Raw genomic sequence first — 21,388 nt, forward strand, 5'->3', positions numbered from 1 at the left:
ACTCGTGCCGATGTCCGACACCGTCGTGGTGGGTCTCGATATCGGCGGTACGTCCACCCGGGCGACCGTCCTCACCCTCACCGGGCAACGCGTCGGCACCGGCCGCGCCGGCGGCGGCAACCCCACCAGTCACGGTGCCGAGCGCGCCGCCGCCGAACTGCTGACCGCGCTCCGCGAAGCGCTCGCCGACGTCGACCCGACGCGGGCCGCCGCCGGCACCATCGGGCTCGCCGGAGCCGGCCGACTGCTGGCCGACCCGGCCGGGCGGGCCGCCTTCGACCAGGCCTGGTACGACGCCGGCCTGCGCTGCCCGTACGAGGTCCACGGCGACGCCCTGGTCGCCTACGCCTCCGGCACCGCCGCCCCGGACGGCACCATCCTCATCGCCGGCACCGGAGCGATCACCGCCCACGTCCACGAGCTGCGGCTCGACCGGATCGCCGACGGGCACGGCTGGCTGCTCGGCGACGCCGGGTCGGGCTTCTGGCTCGGCCGGGAAGCCGTACGCCGACTGCTGGCCGACCTCGACGCCGGCCGTGCGCTTGGCGCGCTGACCACGACCGTGCTCACCGAGATTCTGGGCAGCGCCGACATCGCCGCCCGCCCCCGGGACACCGTCGACGCCACCATCCAGACGGTGACCCGTCGACCCCCCGTCGAACTGGCCCGACTCGCGCCGCTGGTCGTCGAGGCCGCTGCTCACGGCGACCCGGTCGCCACCGACCTGATCACCGAAGCCGCCGCGCACCTCACCAAGAGCGTGAGCCGCATCCGCCCCGCCGGGGCGGTGACACCGATCGTGCTCGGCGGCGGCCTGCTCACCGCAGACACCCCGCTCGCCGCCGCCCTCCGCGCCGAGGTCGCGCGTCACTGGCCGGACGCGCCGCTGCGCACCGCCGGAGACGGGGCCGCCGCCGCGGCCTGGCTCGCCGCGCGTGGCCTACCCGAGGTGACCGACCCCGACGCCCTGCACGCCCTCCTCTTCCCCACCCCCTGACCCACCCGCGCCGATCAGACGCCCGCCCGCACTGCACCCCGATGCGCGCCACCGCACTGCACCCTGATGCGCACCGCACTGCACCCTGATGCGCGCCACCTGGCGGCGTTACGGTCGCGCGGCCCCTCATGATCGTGCTCGATCCTGGATGTAGTGGTCTCGCGCGGCCGGGAGGGGACTACATCCAGGATCGAGCACGATCATGGCGGCGGCCTGGGCTCCACACCCGCACGCACGCTCAGAGCGCCTGAACCCGCCCCGGCCCACCGCGGCATTGCCGAGATCCGCGCACTTTCGGTGAAACTGCTGCCTTACGACGCGGCGAGGGAGCAGTTTCACCGAAGTTGCACGGATCTCGGCGTCGCAGGTGGGGTCCGACTGGGCGCGGTTGGTGGGACGGTTCGGTTGGGCGTGGATCAAGGTGCGGGTCGGCGCGGACGGGGCGGGAGCGGGGCGAGGGGGCACGGCGCGCGGGGCGGGAGCGGGGCGAGGGGCGAGGGGCGAGGGGCGAGGCCTGTTCGGTCGCCGAAAGGGGGTGATCGGGATCGGTCAGACCCAGAAAGGAACCTACTTGAGCTGCCCTGCGGTGAGGCCCGCCTGCACCTGCCGCTGGAAGGCCACGTAGACCGCGAGCACCGGGAGCACCGCGATGCTCAGCCCGGCGAAGAGCCGGGCGTAGTCGCCGGCGTACCCCTGACTGACCGACAGCGCGAAGAGCCCCTGCGCCAGCATCCACTTCGACTCGTCGCCCTGCAACAGCACCTGCGGTAGCAGGAACTGGTTCCAGTGGCTGAGGAAGTTGAAGATCGCCACACTGATCAGTCCCGGACGTGCCATGGGCAGCATCACCCGGAAAAAGAGCCGGAAGTGACCGCAGCCGTCGACCAGTGCGGCTTCCGCGACCGAGGTCGGCAGGCTCCGGAAGAACGCGGTCAGGAAGAACACGGTGAACGGCAGCGAGTAGGCCGCGTACACGAGGATCAGCCCGAGCCAGGTGTTGAAGAGGCCGGCGTTGCGGACCACGAAGAAGAGCGGTACCAGGGCGAGGAACACCGGGAACATCAGGCCGCCGACGAACAGGTAGTAGACGACCTGGCGACCGCGGAACTCGTACCGGGCGAAGACGTACGCGGCGGTGGCGCCCATCAGCATGGTGAGGCTGACCGAGCCGGCCACCACCACCAGGCTGTTGAGGAAGTACCGGCCGATGTGCGCGCCGGTCCAGGCCCGCGCCCAGTTGTCCAGGTGCAGCGCGCCGGGCAGCCCCCACGGGTCGGCGAGGATCTCCCCGTTGGTCTTGAACGAGCTGATGAACATCCACAGCAGTGGCAGGACGGTGAGCAGGCCCCAGAGCAGCAGGAAGCCGTGCGAGAGGGCGTTGGCCACGCCGAGTTCCCGGCGTACCGGGCGGTCCCCGCCGGTGACCGGGGTCGGGGCGGTCGCGGTGGGCTGATCCAGAGTGGTCACGAGTACTCGATCCGTTCGCGCCGGCCGACCCGCAGCGACAGCACCGCCACCGAGAGGGTCAGGAAGAACATCACCACGCCGATAGCCGAGGCGTAGCCGAACTTGGTCTCGCTGCCGAAGGCGGTGTCGTACATGCGCACGCCGATCACGTCGGTGGAGAAGTTCGGCCCGCCGTTGGTCATGAGCTGGACGAGGATGAACCCGTCCAGGGCGAAGATGGCCAGGTAGACCCAGGCGACCTGGACGGTGTCCCAGAGCAGCGGCAGGGTGACCCGGCGCAGGGTGGTGAACCGGGACGCGCCGTCGAGCAGGACGGCCTCGTAGATCTCCTTCGGCACCGCCGACATCGCCGCCCCGAACAGCACCACGTAGAAGCCGACGTTGCTCCACACCATCACCGCCAGCACGCACCAGAAGGCGGTCGCCGGGTCGCCGAGCCAGGTCGGCGCGGGCAGGCCGAGGCCGTGCAGAGCTGTGGTGAGCAGCCCCTTGTTGGGGTGGTACACCTCCTTCCACAGCAACGCGATGATCACCACGGAGAGCACCTGCGGGAAGAAGTAGACGGTGCGGTACAGCGCGCCGCCGCGTACCCCGGTGACGCCCGCACTGCCCTTACGCCCGCCCATGGCGAGCATGGTGGCGAAGAAGAGCCCGAGCACGATGGTGAGCACCGGCACCAGCGCCAGCAGGATCGCGTTGTTCTTCAGCGCGTTCCACACGTAGTCGTCGTGCCAGAGGGTCTTGAAGTTGGCCAGACCGACCGGGTTGGCGTCGGCCGAGTAGCCGAGCCAGTCGGTGGTGGAAATCTGGAACGCCTGGAGGTACGGCGAGACGACGAAGAACACGTACAGCAGCACCGGTGGCACCAGGAACGTGACGATCAGCGGCCACTTGCCATGTTTCACGAGAGGGACCTCTCCGTTGGGGTCGGCCGGTGGGGGCGGACGTCTCCCCCACCGGCCGGGCGGTCAGGCCGCTCGCTTGTACTTCTTGATCGAGCTGTCCTGGGCGATCGAGTCGGCGCCCTTCTGACACTGATCGAGGAACTCGGCGGGGCCGATCCGGCCGCTGAAGAACTCGCCGCACGCGGCGTCGACGAGGTTGCGCTCCAACTTGCGGTAGAAGCTGTTGTAGACCCAGTTGAAGCCGTTGGCGCCGGACGCGTCGAGGGCCTTCACCACGGTGCTCAGGCCGTACGGCAGCTCGACGCCCTCGGTGGCGCCGGCGACCACGGTGAGGCTGGCGACCTTCTTCGTGAAGTCCTGGGCGCCCCGCTTGGAGAGCATCGTCCGGAAGTACTCCAGGCCGCCGGCGACGTTGCGGGCCTTGGCGGGCACCATGAACGGTTCCCCGGCGGTGCCCCGGATCGCCTCGAACGGCAACTTGTCGCCGCTGCCCAGGCTCGGCGTGGGCGCGATGGTCATGGTGAAGCCGGCCGGGGTGACGTCCTTCTGCTCGCTCTCCAGCCAGGAGCCGCAGGAGATGAAGGCGGCCTTGCCCTGACACCAGGCGGTCTGCGACTGCTTGTGGTCGAGGCCGGGCGAGCCCTCCAGGATGTACTTGTCCTTGACGATCTGGTGCCAGGCGTCGGCGGCGGCGCGCATCGAGTCGGACTTCCAGGCGTTCGGCTCCAGGTTGTCGATGGCGGTCGCCACCGACGGGCCGCCGAACTTGATCGCCGTGGAGATCAGCGGCCAGCTCATGTAGCGCGGGTGCAGGCCGGCGTACGTCCAGGGGGCGATGCCGGCGGCCTTGATCTGCTTGCAGAGCGCGATGTGCTCGTCCCAGGTCTTCGCGTACGACCAGCCGCGGTCGGCGAAGAGCTTGGCGGAGTGCCAGATGCCGTAGGCGGTGTAGGTGTAGTTGAGCACCAGGAACTTGCCGTCGTAGGAGCCGACCTCGACCGCGCCGGGCAGCAGGGTGTCCTTCACCGTCTTGCCAGGGATGTCGAGGCTCGGGGCGGCCAGCAGCTCGTCGAGGCCGGCGAGGGCGTTCTGGCTGACCAGGCCGTTGAAGTCGATCTGGCTGGAGCCGGAGTTGTTGACCACGTCGGGCGGGGTGCCGTCGACGAAGCGCGGCTGGAGGGTCTTGCTGATCTCCTGGGTGGAGGAGTGCTTGATCTTCGCCTTCGGGTACTTCTCGGTGTACATGGCCTCGTGGGCCTTGGCGTACTCCTCACCGAACCCGCCGCCGAAGATCACCACCTCGAGTGGGGCGTCCTCCTTCACGCCGAGCGGGTTCTCGGCGCTCTTGGTGCCGCGGTAGGTCTCGGCATCGTTCTTGTCACCGCCACCGCTGGTGGCGCAGCCGGACAGCAGACCGGCGGCGGGGGTGGCCAGGAGGCCGGCGGCGGCGCTGCGCCGCAGGATGTCACGCCTGTTCATGGGTTCTCCTCGGGTCGGGTCGGGCGGATCGCCGGTCGTGTGGGGGAGGCGTCCACCGCGCGAGGGGCGGTAGTTCTCTTCAGTTAATGCTCCGTTGCTGAAGAATTTCTACGACAGCCGGGCTCGGACTTCAAGTCCTGACTGTCGAACCGTTATCGCCACCCGCGCAGACCGACGCCGCCGGGCGCGTCGAATCCCGACGATCCGGGGGTACGCCGACGAAGGCCGGCCCACCTCGCGGCGGACCGGCCCGATGATGTCGGCGACGACTGTCAGGTCTGGGTGGGGAACCCGAGGTTGACCCCGCCGTGCCGCGGGTCCAACCAGCGGCTGGTGACGACCTTGCCCCGGGTGAAGAACCGCACCCCGTCCTCGCCGTGCGCGTGCAGGTCACCGAAGAGCGACGACTTCCAGCCGCCGAACGAGTGGTACGCCATCGGCACCGGGATGGGCACGTTGATCCCGACCATGCCCACCTCCACCTCGTGCTGGTAGCGCCGGGCCGCCCCGCCGTCGTTGGTGAAGATCGCCGTGCCGTTGCCGTACGGGCTGGCGTTGACCAGGTCCACCGCCTCGTCGTACGAGTCGACCCGGACCACGCTCAGCACCGGCCCGAAGATCTCGTCGGTGTAGATCGACATGTCCGGGCTCACCCGGTCGAACAGCGTCGGGCCGAGCCAGAAACCGTCCGGGTCGCCGTCCGGCGTCACGTCCCGCCCGTCCACCACCGGCACCGCGCCGGCGGCGACACCCGCGTCCACGTGGGAGCGAACCTTCGCCGCGTGCGCGGCGGTCACCAGCGGGCCCATGTCGCAGCCCCGCCGGCCGTCGCCGGTGCGCAGACCCCTCACCCGCGCCGCGATCCGCTCGACCAGCGCGTCCGCCACCGGCTCCACCGCCACCAGCACCGAGATGGCCATGCACCGCTCCCCCGCCGAGCCGAACCCGGCGTTGACCGCCGCGTCGGCCGCCAGGTCCAGATCCGCGTCCGGGAGCACCACCATGTGGTTCTTCGCCCCACCGAGCGCCTGCACCCGCTTGCCCGCGGCCGTCGCGCGTCGGTAGACGTACCGGGCGACCGGCGTGGAGCCGACGAACGACACCGCCCGCACCTCCGGGTGCTCCAGCAACGCGTCGACCGCCTCCCTGTCACCGTTGACCACGTTGAGCACCCCGTCGGGCAGGCCCGCCTCGGCGAACCAACCGGCCAGCAGCAGCGCCGCGCTCGGGTCCTTCTCGCTCGGCTTGAGCACCACCGCGTTGCCGCAGGCCACGGCCACCGGCACGAACCACAGCGGCACCATCACCGGGAAGTTGAACGGCGAGATCACCGCCACCACGCCGAGCGGCTGCCGGATGGTGTACGAGTCGACCTCGGTGGACACGTTCTCGCTGAACGCCCCGCGCAACGCCGACGGCAGGCCGCAGGCGTACTCGATGACCTCCAGGCCGCGCTGCACCTCGCCGGCGGCGTCGGCGAGCACCTTGCCGTGCTCGGCGGTGATCACCTCGGCGAGCCGGTCCCGCCGGGCGTGCACCAACTCCCGGAAGGCGAACAGCACCGCCGACCGCCGGGCCAGCGACGCGTCCCGCCAGGCCCGCGCCGCGCGGGTGGCGGCCCGCACCGCCACGTCGACGTCCGCGGTCGAGGCCAGCTCGACCTCGGCGGTACGCCGACCGGTCGCCGGGTCGAACACGTCGCCGCGCCGCTGCGACGTGCCGTCGACCCGCTTGCCGTCGATGAAGTGACCGATGCTCATTGCGCCACCCCCGCCGCCGAGCGGATCGCGTCGACGAGGATCGCCAGGCCCTCGTGGGCCTCCTCCTCGGTCAGCGTCAACGGTGGACCCATCCGCAGCACGTTGCCGTACAGCCCGCCCTTGCCGGTCAGCAGGCCACCGTCGCGGGCGGCTTCGAAGACCCGGTTGGTCAACGCCGGATCCGGCTCACCGCCGCCCGGCCGGACGAACTCGACGCCGAGCATCAGCCCCTTTCCGCGTACCTCGGCGACGCAGTCGAGCCCGCCCACGGCGGACCGCAGCCCGTCGGCGAGGATCGCGCCGACGCGGGCGGCGTTCGCCTGGAGGTCGTGCGCGATCAGGTAGTCGAGCACCGCGTTGCCGGCCGCCGTGGAGATCGGGTTGCCGCCGAAGGTGGAGAAGCTGATGGCCGGCACCGCCTGGAGCACCTCGGCCCGGCCGACCACCCCGGCCAGGGCGAACCCGTTGCCGATGCCCTTGGCGAAGGTGAGCAGGTCGGGGGTGATGTCGTGTGCCTGGTAACCCCAGAAGTGCTCCCCGGTGCGCCCCCAGCCGGTCTGCACCTCGTCGGCGATGAACAGGATGCCGTGCTCGTCGAGGACCTTCTTCCAGCCGGCGAAGAGCCCGTCCGGCGGGTGCACGAAACCGCCCACGCCCTGGATCGGCTCGGCGATCAGCGCGGCCACGTCACCGGCGGTCTGGGTGGCCAACACCTCGCGCAGGTCCTCCACCGCCGCGTCGACCTGCTCGTCGGCGCTGAGTCGGGCCAGCAGACCCCGCACCCGGTCACCGGAGTGCAGCCAGGCCACCTGGAGCGGGTTGAGGCCGCTGGCCGACCAGGCGCGGTTGCCGGTGATGCCCATCGCCGCGAACGACCGGCCGTGGTAGCTGTTGCGCACGGCCAGGATCTGGTGCGAGCGGCGGTGGTTGGTGGCCACCAGCAGTGCCGCCTCGTTCGCCTCGGTGCCGGAGTTGGTGAAGAACACCCGGGCGTCCGGGATGCCGGAGCGCTGGGCGATCTTCTCGGCCAGCTCCACCTGTTGACGGATCAGGTAGAGCGTCGAGGTGTGCACGATGCCGGTGGCGAGCTGCCGCTCGACGGCCTCCCGGATCTCCGGGATGTCGTAGCCGATCATGTTGGTCAACACGCCGCCGAAGAAGTCCAGGTAGCTGCGGCCCTGCGCGTCGGTGACCCGGCGGCCCGAGCCGGAGACCAACTCGATCGGCTCGGCGTAGTACAACGGCATCCAGGACGGGAGCACGGCCCGGTGCCGGGCCAGCAGGTCGTCGGTCATCGTGGCAACCCTTCAGCGGCGTTCGTGGATACCGCACGCTCCCACCGCCGGCCGATGCGAACAACTGTCAGCCTGTAGCGCATGGACGTGCCGACCTGACAGCACGTCAACGGTTTCCACGGGTCGCGGTCGTCTGGACCATTGGATTTCGCGGCGATCCCGGCATGCCTCCACTCGATGCGTAGTCTGGTCGGCTGTCGCTACCCTGGGTCCGTCCACTGTCGCCGGGGAGGCACGCGGTGCGCATCGAAGAGACGATCGCCGACCTGGAACGCGTCGCCGCGCGCGAGGTGGGCCGGGGCAGCGAGGCGCTGGCCGGGCCCGCGGCGGGCGGGCTGCTGGCCGCCGCCCGGTCACTCGCCGCCGGGGCGACCGACGCCGCGGTGTTCACCGGGTTCTTCATCCCCGGCGCCGAGCCGCCCGCCGCGGAGACCGACGGCCCGCTCGGCGCGGTCCAGATCGCCGCCGCGCTGCGCCTGCTCGGTGGGCGGTGCCGGCTCGTCACCGACGAGCCCTGCGCCCCGGTGGTCGAGGCGGCCGTCGCCGCCGCCGGGCCGGGCCTGCCGGTCGACGTCGCGCCGCTGCGGGGCTACGAGGAGTGGGCCGCCACCCTCCGCCCCGAGTACGGCCGGCTGACCCACCTCATCGCCTGCGAACGGGTCGGCCCCGGGGCGGACGGTCGCCCCCGCAACATGCGCGGTGAGGACATCGGCGCGCACACCGCACCCCTGGAACGGCTCTACACCTCCGGGTCGGCGTACCGGATCGGCATCGGCGACGGTGGCAACGAGATCGGCATGGGCCGCCTACCGGCGGACCTGATCGGGCGGGTGGTCGCCTCCGGCGAGCGCATTCGGTGCGTGGTGGGCGCGGACGCGTTGCTCGTCGGCGGCACGTCCAACTGGGCCGCCGCCGCCCTCGTCGGCGCGCTGTCGCTGCTCCGCCCCGAGGTGCCCGAGCTTCGGACGCTGCTGGAGCCCGCCTGGTCGTACGACCTGCTGACCGCGACCGTGCGCGCGGGCGCGGTGGACGGCGTACGCCGGCGGTCCACGCTCAGCGTCGACGGTCTCGACTGGCCCGCGTACGCCGAACCACTCACCCGGATCGCCGAACTGGTCAGGGCAGGCCGCTAGGTGTGGGCGGCTCGGCCGCCGGCCGCAGTGCCCTCGACGGGCGGCCCGCCGCCCGCGCGTGCGCGACCTGGCGGGGGCGCGACGGCAGGTGCAGAACGGCGGCGACCAGCGCGAAGGCCGCCCAGCCGGCGCCCAGCGCCGCGGCCGACGAGACGTCCTGACAATAGTGGTACGCGGTGAGGAACCCGACCAGCGCGAGGCTGTTGCGGGCGAAGTGCCGGCTGAACTCGGCCAACTGCCGGCGGGCCTCGACGGCGACCAGCACCCCCGAGTACGGGAACGTCACCACCATGCCGCGCAGCACCGCGCCCAGCAGTGCGGTCAGGACCGCCCCTACGAAGATGACCACCAGCTTGAGCAGCACCGGCAGCCCGTCCGGCCGGGTCTCCGCGACGGCGACCGTCTCCTGCGCGCAAGCCCCTCGTCGGCGGGCGCGGCGGCGCAACCACAGGATGGCCGCCAGCCACAGCACGAGCGTGCCGGCGAGGGCCGCCTCGAACGGAATGTCGACGGCCAACAGGCCGGCGCTCAGCGCCACGTAGACGGCGATCCCCGCGACGTCGGCCAGCAGGATCGGCCACCGCCACCGCTGGTGGGTGACGGCCACGGTGACGAAGAAGAGGTTGAGCCCGAGCACGCCGAGCACCTGCGCGCCGTCCACCCGATGACCGGTGGTGACCAGGGCGAGCGTCATCGGCAACGGCAGGCTGTAGACCAGCGCGCGGAGCCGGACGGAACGGATCACGCTGACCGCCCAGACCACGGCCGTCACCAGCAGGACCGCGCTCCACGTCATGGCTCACTCGCTCCCGCCCCGGTGGGGGCCCTCAGTCCTGGAAGGTCGCGGCGTTCGCGCAGAGGTCGAAGACGCGGGTGAGCCGAGCAACGTCCGTCCGGTTGACCGAGAACTGATTCTCGCCGATCTCGCCGTGCGCGGTCATGTGGGCCTCCCAACAGCTCGACCCGTCCCAGAGTGTCAGGTTCACGTGCAGGTGCGGACTGACCACCCCGAGCGGCAGCAGACCCACCCGCGCCCCGGCCGCGCGCTGCATCTGCACCAGGGCGGACAGATCGTCGGTCAGCGTGGCGTAGACGAAGACCCGGGTGATCTGAACACCCCGTTGCAGGGCGTCCAGGTTGGCCTCCCAGTAGCGCCGGCCGATCTCACTGCGCCACCAGCTCAACTCCCCGCTCACCCGGGGCATCACGTTGGTCAACCCGTCCAGCCGTCGTACGCAGGCCTGGGTCGCGCCGACCAGGTCCTCGTCCTCGTCACCGCGCCGGATGATCCGACCGTCCGCGAGCTGCTCGGCCTCCAACCGGAACTGCTCGTAGCGCCGCTGCGCCTCCACCGCGACCCGGGTGCCGGCATGCTGCTCGGCCGCCTCCCGCATGGCCCCGGCCAGCTCCGTCGTGGTGCGGACCAGCCAGGGCGGGCCGTCCAACAGGGTGCGCAGGTGGAAGCGGCGCTCCGCGCGGGCCAGCGAGTCGACGAGCAGCGAGATGGTGATGCCCATCAGACCGGCCAACAGCGACTCCACCCCGGAGGCGGCGTTGCTGAGGTCGAGCACGACGCTGAGGGTGATCGACAGCGTGATGCCGACCAACGCCACCGGGTCGGTGTGCGCCACCAGCCGGACGAAGTCCGCGCCCGAACCGCCGCTCTCCCGTACTCGCGGACGGGCCACGTCACGAGACATCGAGATCCCCCCATCAGCCGCTCCCGCCAGCGTAGACAGCAACCACAACCAGCAGCCCCGACGCGGCGGGCCGGTAGCATCCGGCAGGTGCACAGAGCGGACGGGCCACCGTCGACCGGAACGGACGACGAGCGGATCACGGCGGACATCCGGGCCTGGGTCTGCTCCACCCCGATCCGCGGCCTGGTCGCCCACTTCGGCGGCGCCTGGCCCGACGGCGACCTCATCGACGTGCTCCGCTACCTCGACGACTTCTCCGCCCTCCACTGGGACTTCCGGGGCGGCCGGGAACGGCCCGACGCCCGGGAGCCCGACCTCGACCCGGCCACCGCGACCCTCGTGCTGGACGCGGCTGCCGCACTCCGGCTGATCCATCCGGTGCCACCGGCCCGGTCGGCGTACGCCCATCTGGTGGTGCTCGGTGGTCTGGCGCACGCCTGCGTACGCCGCGTCGGCTACGCCGCGCATCTGCTGCGCGCCGGCCTACCGGTGAGCGGCGAGGTCGCCGTCCTGGGCAGCTTCCGGCCGCTGTCGGACGGGGAACGCCGCACGCTCGCCGAGGCGGGCCTGCCGGCCGACGAGACCGAGGTGGACGTGCTGGACACAGCCGTGCGCCGGGTGTTCGGGGTGACCGCCCCGGCCGAGCAGGACGGCGTCGACGCCGGTCACCCGCACCACTCCTGGTCCTCGCGGACCTACCGACCGGACGGACTGCCGCCGGTCCGGGTGCTGGCCGCGCCGTCCAGCGAACCCGACCAGCGACGGGCCCACACCGCCGACACCCAGCGGTTCTGGGCCGGCCACGTCCGACTCGCCCCGGGCGACGAGGTGCTGATGGTCACCGCGCCGATCTACGTGCCGTTCCAACACTGCGACGCGCTGCGCACCCTGGCCGTGCCGTACGGCTGCGGCATCGAGACGGTCGGGGTGGACCCCAACCTCGCCGACCTGGCGGTGCTGCCCGAGCAGACCCTCACGCCGGGGCGCTACCTCCAGGAGATCCGCTCCGCGATCCGCTCGATGCGCGCCCTGCACACCGGGCTCCGCACGAGCTGAGACGCCGACGGGGCTCAGCCGGCGGCATCGGCGACGGGGGCTCAGCCGGCGGCATCGGCGACGGGGGCTCAGCCGGCAGTGTCGGCGACGAGGGCTCAGCCGGTGGTGTCGGCGACGAGGGCTCAGCCGGCGGTGTCGGCGACGAGGGCTCAGCCGGCGGTGTCGGCGACGGCTTGGGCGAAGACCTCGGAGCGGTGCTCGAAGTTGCGGAACCGGCCGTAGCTGGGCGCGGCCGGGGACAGCAGCACCACCCCGCCGGCCGGGGTCACCTCGCGGGACAGCCGGACCGCGTCCACCAGGTCGTCGACCAGTTCGGTACGCACCTTCGGCAGGCCGGCGAGCACCTCGACGATGCGGGTGCCGCTGTCCGGAATCCCGATCACCGTCAGCTCCCGCTCGGCCAGGTGCTCGGCGAGCGGCGTGTAGTCCAGACCCCGGTCGTTGCCACCGACGATCACGGTCAACGGCCGCCCGTCGTACGCGTCGATGGCATGCATGGCCGCGTACGGGCTGGTGGCCAGGGTGTCGTCGACGAACGTCAGCCCGGACGGGTCGGTGATCTCGGTGAGCCGGTGGGCCAGCCCCTGGAACTCGGCGACCGCGACGGCGAGGTGGTCCTTGTTGCCCACCACGTCCACGCCGAGCGCGTCGAGCACGGCGAGCGCCACGCAGAGGTTCCCCTCGTTGTGCCGGCCGACCAGCGGCAGCACCGCACGCGGGAAGAGCGGCTGGGCACCGAGGTGGAACCACGGCGTACCGTCGGACCCGGTCGCGACGTGGGTGGTGTCGGGGCCACCGGCGCGGACCGCCGGCAGCTCACCCAGTTCCGCGGCGAGCCGCGGGTCGCCACCGTTGACCACGATCGTCTGCGGGTCGTGGGCGAGCAGGTTCAGCTTGTCCCGGTAGTACTCCCGCTCCCCTCCGTGCGCGTCCAGGTGCTCGGGGAAGAGCGCGGTGACCACCGCCACCCGGGGCGAGTCGGTCAGGTCACTGCACTGGTAACTGGACAGCTCCAGCACGTACAGCTCCGCCTCCGGCAGGTCCAGCGTCGGCACCCCGATGTTGCCGCCGAACACGTTCGGCCGACCCAGCGCGGTGAGCAGGTGGCTGATCAGGCTGGAGGTGGTGCTCTTGCCCTTGCTGCCGGTGACCCCGACGGTCCGGGCGGCGTGGTCGGCCATCCACAGCGCGGTGCCCTGGGTCACCATGACCCCGCGTCGGCGCAGCTCGACCAGCCACGGGTGGGTCTGCGGGACGCCCGGGGACCGCACCACCACGTCCGCGGCGGCCAGCCGTTCGAAGCCCGCCTCACCGGTGACCAGCGGCGCCGCCTCGGCCAGCGGGCCGTCCCACGGCAACGACAGGAAGTTCGCGCTGTCATCGACGGCGACCAGCTCGGCCGGGCCGTGCGCGGCGATGGCGGTCACAGCGGCCCGGCCCTCCCGACCGGTGCCCCAGACGGCGACGGAACGTCCGCGCAGGTCAGACAGGCGCACTGGGCTCTCCTCGGGGGTCACGGCGGCAGCGGGGCGGGCCCGGTCCGGACACGGCCGGACGAACCAGGGCCTAGTATGGCGTGTGCCTAACGAGCAGCTCCGGCGGATGGACGCCTTCACCTTCCCGTCCTACTCGATCGACTTCGCCACCGGCGAGGTGTTGTTCGACTACGCCCTGACCGGCCCGGCCGGCGATCAGCGGTTCACCGAGGTGATCACCCTCCCGCTGCCGGCGGAGCCGCCCTCGGACGAGACGGTGGCGACCCTCAACCGGGTGCTGGAGGTGCTGCACCTCGTCGCCGGGGTCAGCTACTACAAGGCCGCCGCGCCGCCCCGGCTCGTGCTGCCGACGCCGCTGGGCGCGGCCACCGTCGACTACGTCACGGCCATCTACACCAAGGGCCTCGCGGAGTACGCGTACCGCAACCAACTGCCGCACGTGCTCACGCTGCGCCCGGAGGTGCCGGCCGGCTCCCCGGCGACCCCCCGGGTGTACGACGACTCGGACCGTCGCCCGCTCTCCGCGGTCGGCGGCGGCAAGGACTCCATCGTCAGCCTGGAGGCGCTGCGCCGCGCCGAGCTGGACCCGGTGCCGTTCTCGGTCAACCCGAACCACGTGATCGTCGCCGTCAACGAGGCGTCCGGGCTGGTCCCGCTCGCCGCCCGGCGGCGCATCGACCCGGTGCTGTTCGACCTGAACGCGGCCGGCGCGCTGAACGGGCACATCCCGGTCACCGCCATCAACTCCCTGATCGCGGTGGCCACCGCCGTCCTGCACGGGCTGGGCCCGGTGGTGATGTCCAACGAGCGTTCGGCGTCCGACCCGAACCTGGTCTGGGACGGTCACGAGATCAACCACCAGTGGTCCAAGGGCGTCGAGGCGGAGGGGCTGCTGCGGGCGTCGCTGGCCGAGCACGCCGGTCTCACCGACCCGTACTTCTCCCTGCTGCGGTCGCTGTCCGAGCTGCACATCGCCCGGCTGTTCGCCGAGTTCACCCGGTACGACGACGTGGTGACGAGCTGCAACCAGGCGTTCAAGCTGCGCGACGCGAGTGAGCGCTGGTGCCGGGACTGCCCGAAGTGCCGGTTCGTCTTCCTGGCCATGGCGCCGTTCATGCCCCGGGAGCGGGTGGTGGGCATCTTCGGCGGTGACCTGCTCGCCGACGAGTCGCAGATCCCCGGCTACCGCGAGCTGCTGGGCGTGGACGGGCACAAGCCGTTCGAGTGCGTGGGCGAGGTCGAGGAGTCGGTGGTGGCCCTCGGGCTGCTCGCCGAGCAGGACCAGTGGCGCGACGCCCCGGTGATCCAGGCCCTGGTCGACGCCGTCCCGGAGACGGCCTGGTCCGCGGTGGCCCACTCGGACGTCTTCACCCCCGGCGGCCCCAACCACATCCCCCCCACCTACGCAAAAGCCCTAAACGCCCTAGCAACCTAACCAACCCCACCCCGTACGCCCCGCCCCCCGCCCGCCCGCCCCCGCCCCGCCCCGCCCCGCCCCGCCCCGCCCCCGCCCCGCCGATCTTGCACTTTGTGTTGTCGATATGCCGTCTTTGTGGGGCTATGTGTCAGCAGAAAGTGCAAGATCGCGGCGTGTGGGGGTGGGGGGCGCGGGGGTTACGGGGTGCGGACAGCTTCTAGGGCTAGTAGGGCTACGTGTAGGGAGAGGGTGGCTTCTACCGAGTCGAGGTCCACGTCGAGGATGCGGGCGATGCGGGCGAGGCGTTCGTAGAAGGCCGGCCGGGACAGATGGGCGGCGGCAGCGGCTGCGGACTTGTTGCGCCCCTGCTCCAGGTACGCCCGCAGGGTGTCCAGCAGCCGCTCCCTCGGGTGCCGGGCGTCGTACTCCAGCAGGGCGCCGAGTTCTCGTTCCACGAACGTCTGCAGGCGGGGCTCGTCGCGCAGCAGGTGCAGCAGCCCGGCCAGCCCGACGTGCGGGAGCCGGAAGATCGGCAGGTCGCGCCGGTCCCGACGGGCCGCCTCGGCGATCTGCCGCGCCTCGACGAGCGACCGGCGGGCCTCCCGCAGGGTGCTCACCCCGGATCCGGCGGCCACGATCACGGCACCCGGGCCAGCACCCCGGGACGGATCAGCACCGAAGCCCGCACGGGACGCATCGGCATTGAAGCCCGCACGGGACGCATCGGCATTGAAGCCCGCACGGGACGGATCGGCGCCGAACGCCGCGTGGGCCGGATCTGAGCCGGAGCCAGCACGGGACGGGTCGGCACCCGACGCCGCACGGGACGCACCCGACGGCGCACGGGAAGCACCCGACGCCGCACGGGACACGTCGACGCCGGAAGGAGCCCGAGTCGTCTCGACCCCCGGTCCCAGTCGGCCGGTGCCGGCGTCGAGGCGTACCCGACGAAGGGCGCTGGCGAACGCGGACAGCGCGCGGTCCTCGGCGGCCGGGTCCGCCAGGGCCAGCAGCGCGCCCACCGAGTTGTCGTCGACGGCGCTGGTCAGCGCCGTCAGCTTCGCCTCCCGCAGGGCCTGGCCGACCGCCTCGGAGAGATCGCGCAGCCGGGCCTGGCCGGCTTCGGGGCCGACCTCCCCGGCGGGGTCGTCGGCGCGGTGCCGGACCATCACGCCGACCAGGTGCCGCCGGTCGAGCACCACGCCGAGGGCCTTGGCCCGCAGTCCCACCTCGTCCACCGGGCGGGAGTGGTCGAGCAGCGCGGTGAGCAGGGTGCGGTGGATCTGCCGTTCCAGGCCCTCGGCGTCGCGGCGGATCAGCCTTCCCAGCGCGAGGGTGGACGCGGCCCGCTCGATCAGGATGGTGAGCCGGGTCGGCGAGCCCGCGCTCGGTTCGACGGCCTGGGCGCTGGGCACGTCGCCGCTGGCCGGCCAGCGCAGCAGCAGCCGACCCCAGTCCTGCCCCCGGGCGCCGACGGTGGTCACCAGCCAGCCGCTGTCCGGGTCGTACGCGGTCCGCCCGGCCGGACGGATCCGCCGGGAGTGCTGCTCCCAGCCGTCCAGCAGCAGCTCGGCGCTCTCCCCCGCCGGGTCGTACCCGAGCACCTGCCGGGACAGGTTCTCCAGCACCACCGGGCAGCCGGACAGCTCGGCGGCCTGTCGGATCACCTCGGCGGCGTCGGCACCCTCCACGGAGAGGTCGTTGAACCGCTGGTGGATCTCCTCGGTGGCGCGCAGCTCGGTGAGCTGCGCGTCGACGATCAGCGCGTGCACCGCCTCGGTGATCCGGACGAACGGGGTGGCCCGGCGCAGCTCCACCAGGGGCAGCCCACGCCGCTCGGCGGCGGCGGCCATCACCCGGGGTACACCGCTGACGTAGCGGCGGCCCAGCTCGACGACGAGTCCGGAGACCCCGACGTCGGCGAGGTCGCCGATGAACGCGCGCAGCCCGGCGTCGTCCCCGGGCAGGCCGATGCCGGTGGTGAGCACCAGCTCGCCACCGCCGAGCAGGGTGGCGATGTCCGGCACCTCGGCGACGTGCACCCAGCGGACGGGTCGGTCCAGCCCCTCGTCGCCGGCGACCACGCGAGGCGCGCCGTGGCGGACCGGGTCCAGGGCGAGGACCTCACGGACGGTAGGGAACACGGCCGACACGCTACCGTCCGTGACGCCGGATCTCGAACAGCGGCCGGCGACGCGAGCCGGGGCGGCGGCGTGGGTTGCCCCGGCCTGGCGGCGTGGCGCGAGGGGTCAGTCGACGCCGAACTCCATCGCGGCGCGGTCGAGGGCCTCGTCCTCCGCCGAGGCGACGCCCCGGGACGCGATCGCTTCCGCGCCGCCCTCGGGCATCGCGCCGATCAACCCGGTGGAGGCGGCCTGCGCGGCCCCGATCATCCGCTGCGGGTTCCCGCCGCCGCCGACCAGCCCGAGGGAGGCGTACTGCTCCAGCTTCGCCCGCGAGTCGGCGATGTCCAGGTTGCGCATGGTGAGCTGACCGATCCGGTCCGACGGGCCGAACGCCGAGTCCTCGGTGCGCTCCATGGACAGCTTGTCGGGGTGGTAGCTGAACGACGGGCCGGTGGTGTCCAGGATCGAGTAGTCCTCGCCCCGGCGCAGCCGCAGCGTCACCTCGCCGGTGACCGCGGTGCCGACCCACCGCTGCAACGACTCGCGCAGCATCAGCGCCTGCGGGTCCAGCCAGCGGCCCTCGTACATCAGCCGACCCAGGCGGCGACCCTCGTTGTGGTAGTTCGCCAGGGTGTCCTCGTTGTGGATGGCGTTCACCAGCCGCTCGTACGCGTAGTGCAGCAGCGCCATCCCGGGCGCCTCGTAGATGCCGCGGCTCTTGGCCTCGATGATCCGGTTCTCGATCTGGTCCGACATGCCCAGGCCGTGCCGGCCGCCGATGGCGTTGGCCTCCAGCAGCAGGTCGACGGCGCTGCCGAACTCCTTGCCGTTGATCGTGACCGGGCGACCCTGGTCGAAACCGACGGTGACGTCCTCGGTCGGGATCTCCACCGACGGGTCCCAGAACCGGACGCCCATGATCGGGTTGACCGTCTCGATGCCGGTGTCGAGGTGCTCCAGGGTCTTCGCCTCGTGCGTGGCGCCCCAGATGTTGGCGTCGGTCGAGTACGCCTTCTCGGTGCTGTCGCGGTAGGGCAGGCCGCGCTCCAGCAGCCACTCGGACATCTCCTTACGGCCACCCAGCTCGGTGACGAAGGCGGTGTCGAGCCACGGCTTGTAGATGCGCAGCATCGGGTTGGCCAGCAGGCCGTACCGGTAGAACCGCTCGATGTCGTTGCCCTTGAAGGTCGAGCCGTCGCCCCAGATCTGCACGTCGTCGGCGACCATCGCCCGCACCAGCAGGGTGCCGGTCACGGCGCGGCCCAGCGGGGTGGTGTTGAAGTAGGCCCGACCGCCGGTGCGGATGTGGAAGGCGCCGCAGGTCAACGCGGCGAGGCCCTCCTCGACCAGGGCGGCGCGGCAGTCGACCAGGCGGCCGAGCTCGGCGCCGTAGCTGAGCGCACGACCGGGCACCGAGGCGATGTCGGGCTCGTCGTACTGGCCGATGTCGGCGGTGTAGGCGCAGGGAATGGCGCCCTTGTCGCGCATCCACGCGACCGCGACCGAGGTGTCGAGGCCGCCGGAGAAGGCGATGCCGACACGTTCGCCGGTGGGCAGGGAGGTGAGAACCTTGGACACGGGGAAAATTATGCAATAGAACGCATGGCCATGCAAGCTGATGCGGTCTACCCGCCGTCGAACGGCGCGTCGTCGCGCCCCAGCTCCCAGAACGCCACCGCCGCCGCGGCGGCGACGTTCAACGAGTCCACACCGCGCCGCATCGGAAGAACCACCCGCACGTCGCTGGCGGCCTGCGCCGCCGCGGTGAGGCCGGGCCCCTCGGCACCGAGCAGCAACGCCGCCCGCTCACGCTGCGCCGGGGTCAACCGCTGCATCGGTACGGCGTCCGACGCGGGCGTCATCGCGAGCACCGTGAAGCCGGCCTCCCGCACCTGGTCCAGGCCCGCGGGCCAGCGGTCGAGCTTCGCGTACGGCATGGCGAAGACCTCACCCATGCTGACCCGCACGCTGCGCCGGTAGAGCGGATCGGCGCAGGTCGGCGACAGCAGCACCGCGTCGACACCGAGCGCGGCGGCACCCCGGAAGATCGCGCCCAGGTTGGTGTGATTGTTCACGTCCTCCAGGACCACGACCCGGCGCGCGGTGGCGAGCACCTCGGCCGCCGTCGGCAGCGGCCGGCGGTGGAACGACGCCAACACCCCCCGGTGTACGTGGAAACCGGTGGCCCGTTGCAGCACGTCCTGGGTCGCGGCGTAGACCGGGGCGTCGCCGGTGTCCAGGTCGACGAGCTGGTCGACCCGCTTGGCGTCGACCAGGTACGACCGGGCCGGGTAGCCCGCGCGCAACGCCCGGCGCAGCACCAGCTCCCCCTCGGCGATGAACAGGCCGTGCGGTGGTTCCCAACGGGTGCGCAGCTCGACGTCGGTGAGCGCTCGGTAGTCGGCGATCCGGTCGTCGTCGGGGTCGGTGATCTGGTGGACGGGCACCCGACGATTCTGCCGGACGCGGAGCAGCGTGCTCCCAGGCCCGCCCAACGGGGTGTTTTGTCCGAACAAGACGGGGAATGACCGGCGGACACCGGACGTGACGGGAAGGACCAGCCAGGTGAGCGCAGACGACACCACCGCGGGCGAAGCGGGCACCCTGCCCCGGCGTCCGACCGTCGCGGACCACATCGTGTCGCGACTGTTCAGCTGGGGCGTACACCGCTACTTCGGCTACCCCGGCGACGGCATCAACGGCCTCACCTCCGCGCTGCAACGCACGAACGGACGGGCCCAGTTCATCCAGGTCCGCCACGAGGAGACCGCCGGCTTCGCCGCCTCCGCGCACGTCAAGTACGGCGGCGGCCCGCTGGGCTGCGCGCTGGTCACCAGCGGGCCGGGCGCCATCCACCTGCTCAACGGCCTGTACGACGCGAAGCTCGACCACCAACCGGTGATCGCCCTGGTCGGGCACACCGCGACCACCGCCGAGGGCGGCGGCTACTACCAGGAGGTCGACCTGCTCGCCCTCTACAAGGACGTGGCGGCAGCGTTCCTGGCCCAGCTCGACAACCCGGCACAGGTACGCCACCTGGTCGACCGCGCGTGCCGCACGGCGCTGGCCCGGCGTACCGTCACCGCGCTGATCCTTCCCCTGGACATCCAGGACGAGCCGGCTGTCCCGAACCCGCCCCACGCCCACGGCTACTACCAGACCAGCAACGCGCCGAGCAGCACACCGACGGTGCCGCCGGAGGCGGACGTACGCCGGGCCGCCGAGGTGCTGCGCGGCGGGCAGCGGGTGGCGATGCTGGTCGGGCAGGGCGCACTCGGCGCACGCGACGAGGTCCGTGAGATCGCCGACCGGCTCGGCGCCGGCGTGGCCACCGCCCTGCTCGGCTTCACCGCCGTCGACCACCGCGAACCATGGGTGACCGGCGCGATCGGGCTGCTCGGCACCCGACCGAGCTGGCAGCTGATGAGCGGCTGCGACCGGCTGCTGATCGTGGGCAGCAACATGCCGTACTCGGAGTTCTACCCGCAACCCGGGCAGGCCCGCGCGGTGCAGATCGACCTGGACGGCACCCAGCTCGGGCTGCGCTACCCGACCGAGGTGAACCTGACCGGCGACGCCCGCCCCACGCTGCGGGCCCTGCTGGACGAGCTGGGCCCCGGCCCCGGGCCGACCGCCTGGCGGGCGGAGGTCACCGAGGCCACCTCGGCGTGGCGCCGCGTGCAACGCGACCTGGCCGAGCAGGCCGCCGACCCGGTCAACCCGCAGTTGCTCTTCCACACCCTCAACGAACGGCTGCCCGACGACGTGCTGCTGGCTGTCGACTGCGGCACCACCACCGCCTGGTACGCCCGACACATCCAGGTACGCCCCGGCATGCTGGCCAGCCTCTCCGGCACGCTGCTGTCCATGGGCGGCGCCATGCCGTACGCGCTGAGCGCCAAGTTCGCCCACCCCGACCGGCCGCTGGTCGCGCTGATCGGTGACGGCGCCATGCAGATGAACGGCGTCAACGAGCTGATCACCGTGGCGAAGTACTGGCGCAGCTGGGCCGACCCGCGCTTCGTGGTGCTGGTGCTCAACAACCGGGACCTGGCGTTCGTCAGCTGGGAACAGCGCTCCACCGAGGGGACGCCGATGTTCCCGGACAGCCAGCAGTTGCCGGACATCGCCTACCACCAGTGGGCCGACGTGCTCGGGCTGCACGGCGAGTTGATCGACTCACCGGATCAGGTGGGCGACGTCTGGGACCGGGCGCTCACCGCCGACCGGCCGGTGGTGATCAACGCCCTGGTCGACCCGGCGGAGCTGATGCTGCCACCGCACTTCACCGTCGAGCAGGCCCGCAAGACCGCTGCGGCGGTGCTGCGCGGCGACACCGACTGGGCCGGAATCATCCGCCGCGGCCTCCCCGCCACCCTGGCCAGCTACCGTCCCCGCCGCCGAGACCGCTGACACCACCCCACACCCCACACCCCACACCCCACAACCCCACACCCCACACCCCACACCGCGCCCCGCGCCCCGCGCCCCGCGCCCCGCGCCCCGCGCCCCGCGCCCCGCGCCCCGCGCCCCGCGCCCCGCGCCCGGGGAGCACCC

Annotated in this window: 15 protein-coding genes and 2 pseudogenes; 5 read left to right on the forward strand and 12 right to left on the reverse strand. The window is 72.2% G+C overall.

Going from position 1 to position 21,388, the window contains the following annotated elements; translation table 11 throughout:
- The first annotated feature begins 10 nt into the window (after positions 1 to 10).
- Positions 11 to 997, forward strand: a complete 987-nt coding sequence (locus AB0877_RS12720; RefSeq protein ID WP_366608703.1) for a BadF/BadG/BcrA/BcrD ATPase family protein — start codon at positions 11 to 13, stop codon at positions 995 to 997.
- Between the two features lie 567 nt (positions 998 to 1,564).
- On the opposite strand, the gene AB0877_RS12725 is transcribed toward AB0877_RS12720, so the two are convergent.
- From AB0877_RS12725 to AB0877_RS12745, 5 genes are all read right to left on the reverse strand, one after another.
- On the reverse strand, positions 1,565 to 2,464 hold the full coding sequence (locus tag AB0877_RS12725; protein ID WP_366608704.1) for a carbohydrate ABC transporter permease: 900 nt from the start codon (positions 2,462 to 2,464) through the stop codon (positions 1,565 to 1,567).
- Positions 2,461 to 3,369: a sugar ABC transporter permease gene (locus AB0877_RS12730; protein WP_366608705.1), complete on the reverse strand. Its 909-nt coding sequence runs from the start codon at positions 3,367 to 3,369 to the stop codon at positions 2,461 to 2,463. The genes AB0877_RS12725 and AB0877_RS12730 overlap by 4 nt, the downstream gene beginning before the upstream one ends.
- Positions 3,370 to 3,432: 63 nt before the next feature.
- The gene (gene ngcE / locus AB0877_RS12735; RefSeq protein WP_366608706.1) at positions 3,433 to 4,848 is read right to left on the reverse strand and encodes an N-acetylglucosamine/diacetylchitobiose ABC transporter substrate-binding protein; all 1,416 of its coding nucleotides are present in this window, start codon (positions 4,846 to 4,848) and stop codon (positions 3,433 to 3,435) included.
- Positions 4,849 to 5,120: 272 nt separating this feature from the next.
- A complete protein-coding gene (locus tag AB0877_RS12740) occupies positions 5,121 to 6,608 on the reverse strand; it encodes a CoA-acylating methylmalonate-semialdehyde dehydrogenase (RefSeq protein WP_366608707.1) in 1,488 nt (495 codons plus the stop codon).
- Entirely contained in the window at positions 6,605 to 7,903 is a 1,299-nt protein-coding gene (locus tag AB0877_RS12745; RefSeq protein WP_366608708.1) for an aspartate aminotransferase family protein, read from the reverse strand. The genes AB0877_RS12740 and AB0877_RS12745 overlap by 4 nt, the downstream gene beginning before the upstream one ends.
- Before the next feature lie 239 nt (positions 7,904 to 8,142).
- On the opposite strand from AB0877_RS12745, the gene AB0877_RS12750 reads away from it, so the two are divergent.
- Positions 8,143 to 9,036: a glutamate cyclase domain-containing protein gene (locus AB0877_RS12750; protein WP_366608709.1), complete on the forward strand. Its 894-nt coding sequence runs from the start codon at positions 8,143 to 8,145 to the stop codon at positions 9,034 to 9,036.
- Here the strand turns inward: AB0877_RS12750 and AB0877_RS12755 are convergent.
- Together AB0877_RS12755 and AB0877_RS12760 are read right to left on the reverse strand one after the other, a co-directional pair.
- Positions 9,020 to 9,832 carry a hypothetical protein gene (locus tag AB0877_RS12755; RefSeq protein WP_366608710.1) on the reverse strand — a complete coding sequence of 271 codons (813 nt, stop codon included), beginning with the start codon at positions 9,830 to 9,832 and terminating at the stop codon, positions 9,020 to 9,022. The two genes, AB0877_RS12750 and AB0877_RS12755, sit on opposite strands and share 17 nt — an antisense overlap.
- 31 nt (positions 9,833 to 9,863) lie before the next feature.
- Complete coding sequence (locus AB0877_RS12760) at positions 9,864 to 10,736, reverse strand: hypothetical protein (RefSeq protein WP_366608711.1); 873 nt, start codon at positions 10,734 to 10,736, stop codon at positions 9,864 to 9,866.
- 87 nt (positions 10,737 to 10,823) lie between these two features.
- On the opposite strand from AB0877_RS12760, the gene AB0877_RS12765 reads away from it, so the two are divergent.
- The gene (locus AB0877_RS12765; protein WP_366608712.1) at positions 10,824 to 11,792 is read left to right on the forward strand and encodes a hypothetical protein; all 969 of its coding nucleotides are present in this window, start codon (positions 10,824 to 10,826) and stop codon (positions 11,790 to 11,792) included.
- Between the two features lie 149 nt (positions 11,793 to 11,941).
- Here AB0877_RS12765 and murD read toward each other — a convergent pair whose 3' ends face one another.
- The gene (gene murD, locus AB0877_RS12770) at positions 11,942 to 13,288 is read right to left on the reverse strand and encodes a UDP-N-acetylmuramoyl-L-alanine--D-glutamate ligase (protein WP_366608713.1); all 1,347 of its coding nucleotides are present in this window, start codon (positions 13,286 to 13,288) and stop codon (positions 11,942 to 11,944) included.
- Between the two features lie 82 nt (positions 13,289 to 13,370).
- On the opposite strand from murD, the gene AB0877_RS12775 reads away from it, so the two are divergent.
- Positions 13,371 to 14,723 carry a hypothetical protein gene (locus AB0877_RS12775; RefSeq protein WP_366608714.1) on the forward strand — a complete coding sequence of 451 codons (1,353 nt, stop codon included), beginning with the start codon at positions 13,371 to 13,373 and terminating at the stop codon, positions 14,721 to 14,723.
- A 179-nt stretch (positions 14,724 to 14,902) separates the two neighbouring features.
- Here the strand turns inward: AB0877_RS12775 and AB0877_RS12780 are convergent.
- The 4 genes and pseudogenes from AB0877_RS12780 to AB0877_RS12795 all read right to left on the reverse strand — a co-directional run.
- A pseudogene (locus tag AB0877_RS12780) lies at positions 14,903 to 15,343 on the reverse strand (helix-turn-helix domain-containing protein); the annotation flags it as partial.
- A gap of 267 nt (positions 15,344 to 15,610) precedes the next feature.
- Positions 15,611 to 16,858: pseudogene (locus AB0877_RS12785) on the reverse strand (PucR family transcriptional regulator ligand-binding domain-containing protein); the annotation flags it as partial.
- A 96-nt stretch (positions 16,859 to 16,954) separates the two neighbouring features.
- The gene (gene argG / locus AB0877_RS12790; RefSeq protein ID WP_366608715.1) at positions 16,955 to 18,409 is read right to left on the reverse strand and encodes an argininosuccinate synthase; all 1,455 of its coding nucleotides are present in this window, start codon (positions 18,407 to 18,409) and stop codon (positions 16,955 to 16,957) included.
- A gap of 47 nt (positions 18,410 to 18,456) precedes the next feature.
- Positions 18,457 to 19,326 (reverse strand): RNA methyltransferase, encoded by an 870-nt coding sequence (locus AB0877_RS12795; RefSeq protein ID WP_366608716.1) that lies wholly within the window; start codon positions 19,324 to 19,326, stop codon positions 18,457 to 18,459.
- Between the two features lie 70 nt (positions 19,327 to 19,396).
- Here AB0877_RS12795 and AB0877_RS12800 point away from each other — a divergent pair, with 70 nt between their 5' ends.
- Positions 19,397 to 21,244: a thiamine pyrophosphate-requiring protein gene (locus AB0877_RS12800; protein WP_366608717.1), complete on the forward strand. Its 1,848-nt coding sequence runs from the start codon at positions 19,397 to 19,399 to the stop codon at positions 21,242 to 21,244.
- Positions 21,245 to 21,388 lie beyond the last annotated feature (144 nt).

Origin of the sequence: Micromonospora sp. NPDC047644 (assembly GCF_040704315.1) — a bacterium.
In the GTDB taxonomy this organism is placed as follows: Bacteria; Actinomycetota; Actinomycetes; order Mycobacteriales; family Micromonosporaceae; genus Micromonospora.